Raw genomic sequence first — 12,414 nt, 5'->3', positions numbered from 1 at the left:
CCCTGCTCATACGTGGTGTCCGCGGCGTCCGTCCCGTCGGCGCGGGCGCCGCGCGCCCTGGCTCACTCGTGCGGCGGCAGATAGGCCACGAGGCGGCCGATGCCGTGCTCGACGGTCTTCCAGGAGCCGGTGAACTCGATCACGGCGAGCGCCGCGGTCGGGAAGCCGGAGCGGTTCATCCGCGGCAGGAGGTCGCCCTCCGCCTCGCCCGCGAGCGCATCGGCGAGGGCGTGCATCCCGGGGTTGTGACCGACGAGCATCAGGTCGTGCACCTCGTCCGGGGTTTCGTTGAGCAACGCCAGGAGTTCGCCGAGAGAAGCCTCGTAGAGGCGCTCGTCATAGACGGTCCTGGGCCGCTGCGGAAGCTCGTGGACGGCGAGCTTCCAGGTCTCGCGCGTGCGGGTGGCGGTCGAGCACAGGGTCAGATCGGGGGTGATCCCGGCACCGGCCAGCCGGCGACCGGCGGCCGGGGCGTCCATGCGGCCGCGGTCGGCGAGCGGGCGCTCATGGTCGCTGGAATCCGACCATTCGGCCTTTGCGTGTCGGAGGAGGACAATCCGGCGAGGTGTTTCGGCGCTCATGCGTCCCAGCTTCGCACGAAAGGCAGCGCGGGGCGCGGGGTGTTGAGGGGCTCTCTTCCGCCGGGGGCGGACCGGACCCTCAAGATCATCAGGATCACACGCCGAGGAGCCGGGCCAGGATGTCCAGCAGGGCGGCCGGACCGCTCCGCGCGGCATCGGCCGCGCTCGCCGGGGACGGGCTCGCCAGGAGCGCCAGCAGGGCGACGAAGGAGAGCACCGGCAGGGCCAGTGCCCACCACGGCAGGCGGGCGCGCAGGCCGGTGGCGGGCGCGGCGGGCGGCCTGCGGAACGCGGCGGACATGGCGATCGCCTCCGTGGCGGATCGAAGGGCTGCGCGCGGCCGAGGGGCCGACGTGCCACCGCGGCGGGCGGTGCACTTCGAAGCTACGGACCGGCGGCGCCCGTTCCTATCCGGGAAGCCACCCACAGATCCCTGAGGCGGACCCCCTAGGGGACGGGGCGGAGCACCCCACCCGGGCCGGTGCGGCCCGGGGTCGTCACGGTGCCGCGATACTCGCGATGATCGCGATGACGACGGTCACGCCCAGCATGATGCCCAGGACCAGGAGCAGCTTCTTCTGCCCGCCCTGCGGGTTCTCTTCGAGCACTGGCATGCGCCCAGTGTCGCACTCACCGCTCGTCCTCGATGCGGCGGTCCCGGCCCGCCAGCACGCCCACCGCCATCTGCGGCACCAGCAGCCCTGCCATCAGCGCGATCGGCAGGCCCCAGCCGCCGCTGTGCTGGTAGAGCGTGCCCACGAGCAGCGGCCCGGGGATGGAGATCAGATAGCCGACGGACTGCGCGAAGGCCGACAGCTTGGCCACCCCCGCCGCGCTGGACGAGCGCATCCCGATCATGGTCAGTGCCAGCGGGAACGAGCAGTTGGAGATGCCCATCAGCAGCGCCCAGGCCCAGGCCCCGGCGGCCGGGGCCAGCCAGAGCCCGGTGTAGCCCGCCAGGCCGCAGACGGCGAGGCCGACCGCGAGCGGACCCTGGTGCCGCATACGGGAGGCCACCCGCGGCAGGACGAAGGAGAGCGGGACACCCATCGCCATCGTGACGGCGAGCAGCACTCCCGCGGTGCCGGCGGAGACCCCGGCGTCACGGTAGATCTGCGGCATCCAGCCCATCGTGATGTAGGCCGCGGTGGCCTGGAGACCGAAGAAGACGGCGAGCGCCCAGGCGGTCGGCGACGAGGTGATCCGTACGGGGGGTTCTCCGCCGGACGCCACGGCGCCCGCGGCAGCCCCCGCGCCGGCCCCCGAGACCGACGCGCGACGGCGGACGACCACGAGCCAGGGCAGTACGGCGACGACGGCGAGTGCCGCCCACACCGCCAGCCCGCTGCGCCAACTGCCGCCCAGCGCGGAAGTCATGGGCACGGTGACCGCGGCGGCCAGGGACGTGCCCAGGGCCAGCGCCATGGAGTACAGGCCGGTCATCGGGCCGACCCGGTCGGGGAACCAGCTCTTGATGACGACCGGCATCAGGACGTTGCCGACCGCGATGCCGGCCAGGGCCAGCGCGCTGGCGGCGAGGAAGCCCGAGGTGCCGGGGACGAACGGCCGCAGCGCGAGCCCGGCGGCAATCGCGGCCATGCCGCCGCAGACGATGGCGCCGGGGCCGAAACGCCTGGCCAGCCGGGGTGCCGCGATGCCGAAGGCGGCGAAGCACAGCGACGGTACGGAGGTCAGCAGCCCGGCGACGGTGCCGCTCATGCCCAGGCCGTCGCGGACCTCCTCCAGCAGCGCGCCGAGGCTGGTGATGGCGGGCCGGAGATTGAGCGCGGCGAGCACGATCCCGGCGATCACGACCCCCGGCAGCCAGCGTGGCGCCGCCGTGGCCACCACGGCACCGGCCGGGGCCTGGACAGGGGTCGGTTGCGGGCCGCCGGAGCCGCCGGCGGCCTCCGGGCCGGAGTGCGTGAGGGGCCCGGCCGCCGGGCCGAGGGTCGCGAGGTCGTCGTCTGCCATAGGCGTCATCATAGAATCATGGGATGAATACTTGTCCACTCGGCGAGGCCGCGGTTGCGGATAACCTCTGGCGTCGCGCACGACACCGGGGACCGCACGGGCCCATGGGGGTCAGCGCCGCCGTCCGTCCACCCCACCCCTCCGGAGCACCGTCATGCCCCTGACCTCGCCCCGCCGGTCCGTACTCGCCGACCAGGTGATTGCGCAGCTGCGCGCCCAGATCACGTCCGGCGAGTGGCCGGTGGGTTCCCGCATCCCGACCGAGCCGGAACTCGTCGAGGAGCTCGGGGTGGCCCGCAACACCGTCCGCGAGGCCGTACGCGCGCTGGCGCACAACGGCCTGCTGGACATCCGCCAGGGCTCGGGCACCTATGTGGTCGCCACCAGCGAGCTGGCCGGGGTGATGAACCGCCGCTTCGCCGAGGCCGACCCCCTGCACGTCGCCGAGCTGCGCAGCGCCCTGGAGGCGGAGGCCGCACGGCTCGCCGCACGGCGCCGTACGCCGCAGGATCTGCGCCAGCTGGACACGCTTCTCGAGCGGCGCGAGGCGGCTTGGCGGTCCGGGGCGGCCGAGGCGTTCGTGGAGGCGGACGCGACCTTGCACATGGCGGTGGTGGCGGCCTCGCACAACGACGTGCTCGCCGAGATCTACGCCGACCTGGGGGGCGTGCTGCGCGACTTCCTGCGGGCCGACGTGGGCACGGAGCTCCGTCCCGAGGCGCACATGGATCATGCGCGCCTGGTGGAGGCGATCCGCGCGGGCGACGGCGACCTGGCCGCCTCGGAGGCGGGCGCGCACTCCTTCGGGTGCCGCTTCCCCGTCCTTCGGCCGGCCTGATCCTCGGGGCGGCCCGATCCGCCTCGCGCGACGCCTCACCCGGGGTCCTGGCGGGCCCGAGCGGCACGGCGCGGGGTCCACATCCGGGTCGTACCGGCGCCGGCACTCGATCAGGGCCAGGGCCTCAGGACGACCGCCAGGGCCGCGGTGCGGCCGGGGACGCGGACACGGCACCGCCTCCTCCCCGTTCGTACGCGGGGCGCCGGACGGTCCCGGGCGCCTCCACCGATGTGTGGCGGGCGCCGAGGCTTCCCGACTCGAAAACGCGTTCTGCCCGCCCCGGCGGACCGGGACGGGCAGTGGGGATGCGCTGGGGACGTCAGGCGCCCATCATGTGCACGCCGCCGTCGACGTGCACGATCTCACCGGTCGTGCGGGGGAAGAAGTCGGAGAGCATGCCGACGACACCGCGGCCGGCCGGCTCCGGGTCGGCCAGGTCCCAGCCGATCGGGGCGCGGTGGTTCCACACGTCCGCCAGCTCCTCGAAGCCGGGGATGGACTTGGCGGCCATCGACTTGATGGGACCGGCCGAGACCAGGTTGCAGCGGATGCCCTTGGGGCCCAGGTCGCGCGCCAGGTAGCGGTTGGTGGACTCCAGCGCCGCCTTGGCCACGCCCATCCAGTCGTACTTCGGCCAGGCGATCTGCGCGTCGAAGGTGAGACCGACGACCGCGCCACCGTGCTCCATCAGCGGCAGCAGGGCCATCGTCAGCGACTTGTACGAGTACGCCGAGACCTGGACCGCCGTGCCGACGTCCTCCCAGCTCGCCTCCAGGAAGTTGAAGGCGCCCTGGGGGCCGAAGGCGATGGAGTGCACGATGCCGTCGATACGGGCGTCCTCGCCCTGGTGCTCGCGGATCTTGTCGGCGAGACCGTCCAGGTGCTCCTGGTTGGTGACGTCCAGCTCGATCACCGGGGCGGGCTTGGGCAGCCGCTTGGCGATCCGCTCGACGAGAGAGAGCCGGCCGAAGCCGGTGAGGATGACTTCGGCGCCCTCGTTCTGGGCGACCTTGGCCGCCTGGAACGCGATCGACGACTCGGTCAGCACGCCCGTGACCAGGATGCGCTTGCCTGCAAGGATTCCACTCATGCTGTTCAGTGCCCCATGCCCAATCCGCCGTCGACAGGAATGACGGCTCCGGTGATGTACGCGGCCTCGTCGGAGGCCAGGAAGCGGACCGAGGCGGCGATCTCCTCGGGCTGCGCATAGCGCGCGAGCGGTACCTGCTTCATGATGTTCTCCCGCTGATCATCGCTGAGCGAGCGGGTCATGTCGGTGTCGACGAAGCCGGGGGCGACGACGTTGACGGTGATGTTGCGGCTGCCCAGCTCCCGGGCGAGCGAGCGGGCGAAGCCCACCAGGCCGGCCTTCGAGGCGGCGTAGTTCGCCTGCCCCGGGCCGCCCATCAGGCCCACCACGGAGGAGATCAGCACCACGCGCCCCTTACGGGCCCGCAGCATCGCCCGGTTGGCGCGCTTGACCACCCGGAACGTGCCGGTGAGGTTGGTCTCGATGACCGAGGTGAAGTCCTCCTCGGACATCCGCATCAGCAACTGGTCGCGGGTGACGCCGGCGTTGGCCACCAGCACCTCGACCGCGCCCTGCTTCTCCTCGATCTCCTTGTACGCCTGCTCGACCTGCTCGCCGTCCGTGATGTCGCACTTCACGGCCAAAAATCCCGCGGGAGGCTCGCCCGAGCGGTAGGTGATGGCGACCTTGTCGCCTGCCTCGGCGAAGGCCCGGGCGATGGCAAGGCCAATGCCGCGATTGCCTCCAGTGACCAGAACCGAGCGGCTCAAGAGATCACCCTTTCCGTTTCCTGTCCGTCCTGAGTTCGCTACGAAACTATCGGTCACAGGGCACTTCCGAGGAATCCGTCCCGGACAGGGGCTCGCGCCGGTCACTGTCGGGTCCCCACAGAAGCAGGGCATGATGCATGCGCCGACCACGGGAGGATCACGTGCCAGCTGTACCCCATGCCCTTGACGAGAGCTTTCTGGCGCTACCCCTGCACGCACTGGCCGACGCCGCTCTGGCGCGGGCCCGCGCGCTGGGCGCCGAGCACGCCGACTTCCGCCTGGAGCGGGTGCGCAGCGCGGCCTGGCGGCTGCGGGACGCCCGCACGGCCGGGACCTCGGACACCACCGACCTCGGCTATGCGGTGCGGGTGGTGCACGGCGGCGCCTGGGGGTTCGCCTCCGGGGTGGATCTGACGATGGACGCGGCGGCGCGGGTGGCGTCGCAGGCGGTGGCCATGGCGAAGCTGTCGGCCAAGGTGATCGAGGCCGCCGGTTCCCAGGAGAGGGTGGAGCTGGCGGCGGAGCCCGCACACCCGGACCGGACGTGGGTCTCCTCGTACGAGATCGATCCCTTCGACGTACCGGATGCGGAGAAGGCCGGGCTGCTGGCCGAGTGGAGCGCGCGGCTGCTGGCGGCGCCCGGGGTGGCGCACGCCGACGCCTCGTTGCTGACTGTCCAGGAGAACAAGTTCTACGCGGACACCGCCGGCACCAGCACCACCCAGCAGCGGGTGCGGCTGCACCCCGAGCTGACCGCGGTCGCGGTGGACGGGGCGGGCGGCGGGTTCGAGTCGATGCGCACCCTCGCCCCGCCGGTGGGGCGAGGGTGGGAGTACCTGACCGACGGCCGGTACGACTGGGACGGCGAGCTGGCGCAGATCCCGGAGCACCTCGCCGAGAAGATGCGGGCGCCCGGCGTCGAACCCGGCGCCTACGACCTGGTGGTGGACCCCTCGAACCTCTGGCTGACCATCCATGAGTCGATCGGCCACGCCACCGAGCTGGACCGGGCGCTGGGCTACGAAGCGGCGTACGCGGGCACCTCGTTCGCCACCTTCGACCAGCTCGGGAAGCTGGCGTACGGCTCCGGGATCATGAATGTGACGGGCGACCGGACCGCCGAGCACGGACTGGCGACGGTCGGCTACGACGACGAGGGCGTGGCCGCGCAGTCCTGGGACCTGATCCGGGACGGGACGCTGGTCGGCTACCAACTCGACCGCAGAATCGCCCGGTTGACGGGCTTCGAGCGTTCCAACGGATGTGCGTTCGCGGACTCGCCGGGCCATGTTCCGGTGCAGCGGATGGCGAACGTCTCGCTCCGGCCCGCGCCGGACGGGCCGTCCACCGAGCAGCTGATCGCGGGGGTGGAGCGCGGCATCTACGTCGTCGGCGACCGGTCCTGGTCGATCGACATGCAGCGCCACAACTTCCAGTTCACCGGTCAGCGGTTCTTCCGGATCGAGAACGGGCGGCTCGCCGGCCAGCTGCGCGACGTCGCCTATCAGGCGACCACCACCGACTTCTGGGGCTCGATGACCGCGGTCGGCGGCCCGGCGACCTACGTCCTGGGCGGCGCCTTCAACTGCGGCAAGGCGCAGCCCGGACAGATCGCGGCGGTGTCGCACGGCTGCCCGTCGGCCCTGTTCGAGGGCGTGAACATCCTCAACACCACGCAGGAGGCCGGCCGATGAGCCCGCGCACGCGCCGTACGAACGCACCGCACGAGATCGTCGAGCGGGCCCTGGAGCTCTCCCGCACGGACGGCTGTGTGGTCATCGCCGACGAGCACTCCAGCGCCAACCTGCGCTGGGCGGGCAATGCGCTCACCACCAACGGCGTCACCCGGGGCCGGACGCTGACCGTCGTGGCCACCGTGGACGGTGGTCGGGGCAGCGCGTCGGGGGTGGTCTCCCGGTCGGCGGTCACCACGGACGATCTGGAGGAGCTGGTCCGGGCAGCGGAGGCGGCGGCGCGGGACGCGGGGCCGGCCGAGGACGCGCAGCCGCTGGTGGCCGGCACGAAGGCGTCCGCCGACTTCACCGACGCGCCGGCCGAGACCTCCTCGGACGTCTTCGCGCGGTTCGCGCCGGCGCTGGGCGAGTCCTTCCAGCAGGCCCGCTCCGGCGGGCGCGAGCTGTACGGCTTCGCCCACCACGGCGTCGTCTCCTCCTATCTGGGCACCTCGGCCGGGCTGCGGCTGCGGCACGACCAGCCCACCGGGACGCTGGAGCTGAACGCCAAGTCACCGGACCGCAGCCGCTCGGCCTGGACCGGGCGCGCCACCCGCGACTTCGGCGACGTCGACCCGCGGGAGCTGGACGCGGAGCTGGCCCGTCGGCTGGCCTGGGCCGAGCGGCGCGTCGAGCTGCCGGCCGGCCGGTACGAGACGCTGCTGCCCCCGACCGCCGTGGCCGACCTGCTGATCTACCAGATGTGGTCGTCCTCGGCCCGGGACGCCGCGGAGGGCCGCACGGTCTTCTCCCGGTCCGGCGACGGCGGCCGGGAGGGGGCGCGCACCCGGATCGGCGAACGGCTCTCCGGGCTGCCGCTGACGCTGCGCAGCGACCCGGGGGCCGCGGGCCTGGAGTGCGCTCCGTTCGTGCTGGCGCGCTCGTCCGGTGACGACGCGTCCGTCTTCGACAACGGCCTGCCCCTGACGACCACCGACTGGGTGCGCGACGGCGTGCTGAACCGGCTGCCGACCACCCGGCACAGCGCCGGGCTGACCGGGCTGCCGGTGGCGCCCGGGATCGACAACCTCCTTCTGGAGGCGGGCGGTTCGCGTTCCCTGGACGAGATGGTGGCGGCGAGCGGCCACGACGGGCCGGCGCTGCTGCTGACCTGCCTGTGGTACATCCGCGAGGTCGACCCGGCCACCTTGCTGCTGACCGGACTGACCCGGGACGGCGTCTATCTGGTCGAGAACGGCGAGGTGGCCGGCGAGGTCAACAACTTCCGCTTCAACGAGTCACCGGTCGACCTGCTGGCGCGGGCCACGGAGGCGGGCCGCACCGAGCGGACCCTGCCGCGCGAGTGGGGCGACTACTTCACCCGGGCCGCGATGCCCGCGCTGCGGATCCCGGACTTCAACATGAGCTCGGTCAGCCGGGGGGTGTGAGCGCGCCTGCCCGGCCGGGCGCGGCACCCGGCCGGGCAGGCGGGGCAGGTGCGCACACCGAATAGACTGGCCCCTTGCCTCCCCTTCGGGATCCACCCTTTGGGAACCACGATCGATCAGGAACGCCATGACACGCCTCGGCGAATCCGTCGCCCGCGCCAGCACGCTGCTCTCCGCCGACCTCTCCTCGGACACCACGGTCCAGGAGCTGCTCCAGGAGACGGGCGCCCGGCGCTATCTCGACCTGACGGACCTGCCCGCCAAGGAGCAGGCCGAGCTGATCGCGGCCCGTACGGTCGAGGTCCTGCCGGGTGTGGACAAGCTGGCCGAGCGGATCGAGGAGCGCCGGGCGGCCGGCGAGGGCCTGCACATCAAGCTGGGCATCGACCCGACGGCGACCGATGTGCACCTGGGGCACGCGGTCCCACTGATCATCCTGAGCCGGTTCCAGCGGCTGGGCCACGACGTCACCCTGATCATCGGCGACTTCACCGCCAAGATCGGTGACCCCTCGGGCCGCACCGCCGAGCGCCCGGCGCTGACCGACCAGGACATCGCGCACAACCTCGCCACCTACCGCGAACAGGTGCGCCCCTTCTTCGACTTCGAGAAGGTCAGCTTCCGGCAGAACAGCGAGTGGCTGGCGGGGTACACCTTCCCCGAGCTCCTCGGGCTGCTCGCCCACGTACCCGCCTCGCAGCTGTTGCAGCGGGAGGACTTCCGCAACCGACTGGCGGCCGGCTCCGGTCTGACCATGACCGAGCTGCTGTACCCCATCGCCCAGGGCCTGGACTCGGTGGCGCTGAACTGCGATGTGGAGCTGGGCGGCTCGGACCAGCTGCTCAATCTGCAGATGGCCCGCAAGCTGATGGAGCTGCGCGGGCAGACGCCGCAGCTGGTCGTCACCATGCCGCTGATCGAGGGCACGGACGGCACCGGCGCCAAGATGTCCAAGTCCAAGGGCAACTACGTCGGTCTGAGCGCGGCCGCGGACGACGTCTTCGGCAAGATCATGTCGGTGCCGGACCGGCTGATGGAGCCGTACCTCAAGGCGTGGACGGAGTGGACGGACGAGGAGATCGCGCTCGCCCTGGGCCGGATCACGGCCCGCTCGCTGCACCCGATGGACCTCAAGAAGATCCTCGCGGGCGAGGTCGTGGCCGCGCTGTACGGGCTGGACGCGGCGATGACGGCGCGGGCCGGGTTCGTCGCGCAGTTCTCCAAGAAGTCCTTCGCCGATGTCGATTCGCTGCCGGCCGTCGATGTCGCCGAGCACGGCGCGGAGACGGTCGCGGCGGTGCTGACCAAGGTCCTGGAGTTCACGCCGAGCGCCTCGGCCGCACGCCGGCTGGCCAAGCAGAACGCGCTGCGGCTGGTGGTGGAGGGCGAGGCCGGCCAGGAGACCGTGGTGCTCGCCGAGGCCGACTCGGTGCGCCCGCTGTCCGAGGTGCTGGCCGAGAAGCTGGCCGGTACGCCGGGCGCCGCGTACCTCAAGGCGGGGCGCAAGCTGGCCCAGCTCGAGGGCCGCTGAGCCGGACGCACACGGCGGCGGCCGGTGCGCGAAGCCCGCGCACCGGCCGCCGTCGTCCGCCCGTCGGTTCAGGTCGCATGTCTGTGGCGGCCGCGGACGGAGGCCCAGATCCGGTCGCCCACGGCGACGACGATGACCGCGCCGATCAGCTGGAGCAGGTGCCGCATCCAGTCGATGCCGCTGGTGTCGTTGACGCCGAGACCGGTGGCCGCCCAGTTGCCCAGGACGCTGCCCAGCATGCCGAAGATCACGGTCAGCCAGAGCGGGATCTGCTGTTTGCCCGGGATGATGGCCTTGGCGATCAAGCCCAGGATCAGCCCGAGGATGATGGCCCACAACCAGTTCATGTCGCCTCCTCGTGCGGCGCGGAGAAGGCCGCCGCGCAGGTAGCCGTGCCCCGCCAGTGTCGCTCCGCATCCCCTGCGCCGCACGCCGGAGCCGCCACTACGCGGCTTGTTCCGCCGGATCCGGCCTTCGCGGGCACGCCCCGGTCTCGAACACGGCGGAGCCGCGGCGTACCGTGGGATCTGACCGGAAACCGGGGAGAATCCGGCGCTACTGAGCAGGTGGTGGAACGTGATGCGGAAGCAGAGCAGCGCCCAGGCCTTCCGGATCACCGGGGCCCGGCAGGGGCTGTCCGACGACGTGAAGGGCCGACAGCGCCGCTATGTGATCTCGATGGCGATCCGGAGCGTGGCGGTCGTCCTCACCGCCGTGCTGTGGAACGTCGAGCGGCCCATCGCCATCGCCACGCTGGTGCTGGGTATCGGGCTCCCGTATGTCGCGGTCGTCATCGCCAACGCGGGCCGGGAGAACGCCCCTTCGCTTCCGTCCACCTTCGTCGCCCCGCCCGCCCGGCCCGTGCTGGGGCCCGGGGCCGGGGTCCCCGGCGACGGGGACGACTCCGCGGATTCCGTGCCGCCGCCACCGGAAGCAGATACTCCGGATTCTCGGGGCGAGCGAAGCTGAGCGCACACCTCCGCAAAGCTCAAGAAAAGCTCAGATCAATCATGTGGATCCGGTGCACTACGCACCATCCCGCGTGACATACTGCGTACGCGCTCCGCATCCCCCGTCGGAGCGACGGACCGACGCCGGGCGGCTCCCCCCGTGGCTGCCCGGCGTCGTCATGTCCGCTCCCCGGTGCGGGACGTAGGGTTGAGGCCGTGAACTCCCCGAATTTCCTGAATCCGCCCGCCGATACGGGTGCCGTCATCTGCTCCGCCAAGGGCTGCCGTGCGGCCGCGGTGTGGGTGCTGGCGTGGAACAACCCGAAGGTGCACACCCCCGACCGCCGCAAGACGTGGCTGGCGTGCGAGGAGCACCGGGAGCATCTGTCGCAGTTCCTCGGCGTGCGCGGCTTCCTCAAGGACGTGGTGACGCTGGAGGACTGGGAGGCGTCGGCCGCCGGACGGTGACCCGGGGCGCTCAGCCGCCGATCGCGGACATCGGGCGCTCCGGCTGCAGGAAGGACGGGTCGTCCAGCCCGGAGCCCGCCTTCTTGCCCCACATCGCCAGCTTCCAGATCCGGGCGATCTCGGAGTCGGGGGCGTCCGAGCGCAGCGCGGCGCGCAGATCCGTCTCCTCGGTGGCGAAGAGACAGGTGCGCACCTGTCCGTCCGCCGTCAGGCGGGTGCGGTCGCAGGCGTGGCAGAACGGGCGGGTGACGGAGGCGATGACGCCGACGCGGTGCGGGCCGCCGTCGACGATCCAGCGCTCGGCGGGCGCGGAGCCGCGCTCCTCGCCGCCCTCGGGAGTGAGCTCGAAGCGGGTGCGCAGCGCGGCGAGGATGTCCCCCGCGGTGATCATGCCGTCGCGCTTCCAGCCGTGCTGGGCGTCCAGCGGCATCTGCTCGATGAACCGGAGTTCGTAGTCGTTCTCGACCGCCCAGGCCAGCAGGTCGGGGGCCTCGTCGTCGTTGAGGCCGGGCATCAGGACGGTGTTGACCTTGACCGGGGTGAGGCCGGCGGCGCGGGCCGCCGCGAGGCCGCGCAGGACGTCGTCGTGCCGCTTGCGGCGGGTCAGGGTCTGGAAGACGTCGGGCCGCAGGGTGTCGAGGGAGACGTTGACGCGGTCCAGGCCGGCGTCGCGCAGTGCGGTGGCGGTGCGCTGGAGGCCGATGCCGTTGGTGGTCAGGGACATCTGGGGGCGCGGGGTGAGCTGTGCGACGCGCTCGACGATGCCGACCAGGCCGGGGCGGAGCAGGGGCTCGCCGCCGGTGAAGCGGACCTCTTCGATCCCGAGGTCGGTGACGGCTATCCGGATGAGTCGGACGATCTCGTCGTCGGTGAGCAGATCCGGCTTGGCGAGCCATTGCAGGCCCTCCTCGGGCATGCAGTACGTACAGCGCAGATTGCACCGGTCGGTCAGTGAAACGCGCAGGTCGGTGGCCACGCGGCCGAAAGTGTCGATGAGCACAGGGCCCCCTCCCCGACGGTGGTCGATCCGATTGCCCTTGGCGGTGGATCAGTACGTCTTCGAGCCTACGTGATGAGAGGGACGCTGAGCAGGGCTGAGAAGCACGAGGTGGGCGGGGTGGCGTCGTAGGGATCTACGACACCACCCCGCC

The 12,414-nt window shown here is 72.0% G+C and carries 14 protein-coding genes; 6 read left to right on the top strand and 8 right to left on the bottom strand.

Annotation, left to right across the window (positions count from 1 at the left end; genetic code table 11):
* Positions 1–62: 62 nt before the first annotated feature.
* The 4 genes from ACGFML_RS35255 to ACGFML_RS35240 all read right to left on the bottom strand — a co-directional run bounded on the left by ACGFML_RS35255 (position 63) and on the right by ACGFML_RS35240 (position 2,555).
* Positions 63–581: a SixA phosphatase family protein gene (locus ACGFML_RS35255; RefSeq protein WP_393549754.1), complete on the bottom strand. Its 519-nt coding sequence runs from the start codon at positions 579–581 to the stop codon at positions 63–65.
* A 94-nt stretch (positions 582–675) separates the two neighbouring features.
* Positions 676–882, bottom strand: a complete 207-nt coding sequence (locus ACGFML_RS35250) for a hypothetical protein (protein ID WP_393549753.1) — start codon at positions 880–882, stop codon at positions 676–678.
* Between the two features lie 196 nt (positions 883–1,078).
* Entirely contained in the window at positions 1,079–1,195 is a 117-nt protein-coding gene (locus ACGFML_RS35245; protein ID WP_393549752.1) for an SGM_5486 family transporter-associated protein, read from the bottom strand.
* Positions 1,196–1,211: 16 nt separating this feature from the next.
* A complete protein-coding gene (locus ACGFML_RS35240) occupies positions 1,212–2,555 on the bottom strand; it encodes a CynX/NimT family MFS transporter (protein ID WP_393549751.1) in 1,344 nt (447 codons plus the stop codon).
* Between the two features lie 154 nt (positions 2,556–2,709).
* On the opposite strand from ACGFML_RS35240, the gene ACGFML_RS35235 reads away from it, so the two are divergent.
* Positions 2,710–3,393 carry a FadR/GntR family transcriptional regulator gene (locus ACGFML_RS35235; RefSeq protein WP_393549750.1) on the top strand — a complete coding sequence of 228 codons (684 nt, stop codon included), beginning with the start codon at positions 2,710–2,712 and terminating at the stop codon, positions 3,391–3,393.
* A gap of 319 nt (positions 3,394–3,712) precedes the next feature.
* Here ACGFML_RS35235 and fabI read toward each other — a convergent pair whose 3' ends face one another.
* Both fabI and fabG read right to left on the bottom strand, forming a co-directional pair.
* On the bottom strand, positions 3,713–4,483 hold the full coding sequence (gene fabI / locus ACGFML_RS35230) for an enoyl-ACP reductase FabI (RefSeq protein ID WP_393549749.1): 771 nt from the start codon (positions 4,481–4,483) through the stop codon (positions 3,713–3,715).
* A gap of 5 nt (positions 4,484–4,488) precedes the next feature.
* The gene (gene fabG, locus ACGFML_RS35225) at positions 4,489–5,193 is read right to left on the bottom strand and encodes a 3-oxoacyl-[acyl-carrier-protein] reductase (RefSeq protein WP_393549748.1); all 705 of its coding nucleotides are present in this window, start codon (positions 5,191–5,193) and stop codon (positions 4,489–4,491) included.
* A gap of 137 nt (positions 5,194–5,330) precedes the next feature.
* On the opposite strand from fabG, the gene ACGFML_RS35220 reads away from it, so the two are divergent.
* From ACGFML_RS35220 to tyrS, 3 genes are all read left to right on the top strand, one after another.
* On the top strand, positions 5,331–6,887 hold the full coding sequence (locus ACGFML_RS35220; RefSeq protein ID WP_393549747.1) for a TldD/PmbA family protein: 1,557 nt from the start codon (positions 5,331–5,333) through the stop codon (positions 6,885–6,887).
* Positions 6,884–8,314 (top strand): metallopeptidase TldD-related protein, encoded by a 1,431-nt coding sequence (locus ACGFML_RS35215; protein WP_393549746.1) that lies wholly within the window; start codon positions 6,884–6,886, stop codon positions 8,312–8,314. The genes ACGFML_RS35220 and ACGFML_RS35215 overlap by 4 nt, the downstream gene beginning before the upstream one ends.
* A 127-nt stretch (positions 8,315–8,441) precedes the next feature.
* A complete protein-coding gene (gene tyrS, locus ACGFML_RS35210) occupies positions 8,442–9,845 on the top strand; it encodes a tyrosine--tRNA ligase (protein WP_393549745.1) in 1,404 nt (467 codons plus the stop codon).
* 68 nt (positions 9,846–9,913) lie between these two features.
* On the opposite strand, the gene ACGFML_RS35205 is transcribed toward tyrS, so the two are convergent.
* Complete coding sequence (locus tag ACGFML_RS35205; protein WP_393549744.1) at positions 9,914–10,192, bottom strand: GlsB/YeaQ/YmgE family stress response membrane protein; 279 nt, start codon at positions 10,190–10,192, stop codon at positions 9,914–9,916.
* Positions 10,193–10,424: 232 nt separating this feature from the next.
* Between ACGFML_RS35205 and ACGFML_RS35200 the strand changes: the two genes are divergently transcribed.
* Entirely contained in the window at positions 10,425–10,814 is a 390-nt protein-coding gene (locus ACGFML_RS35200; RefSeq protein WP_393549743.1) for a DUF3099 domain-containing protein, read from the top strand.
* A 197-nt stretch (positions 10,815–11,011) separates the two neighbouring features.
* Complete coding sequence (locus tag ACGFML_RS35195; protein WP_393549742.1) at positions 11,012–11,263, top strand: hypothetical protein; 252 nt, start codon at positions 11,012–11,014, stop codon at positions 11,261–11,263.
* A gap of 10 nt (positions 11,264–11,273) precedes the next feature.
* Here the strand turns inward: ACGFML_RS35195 and moaA are convergent, their stop codons facing one another.
* On the bottom strand, positions 11,274–12,263 hold the full coding sequence (gene moaA / locus ACGFML_RS35190; RefSeq protein ID WP_393549741.1) for a GTP 3',8-cyclase MoaA: 990 nt from the start codon (positions 12,261–12,263) through the stop codon (positions 11,274–11,276).
* Positions 12,264–12,414 lie beyond the last annotated feature (151 nt).

Source organism: Streptomyces sp. NPDC048650, from assembly GCF_043199095.1.
Classification (GTDB): domain Bacteria; phylum Actinomycetota; class Actinomycetes; order Streptomycetales; family Streptomycetaceae; genus Streptomyces.
Note: the sequence above shows the minus strand (reverse complement) of the source record. Positions and strands in the feature narration are given on the sequence as shown.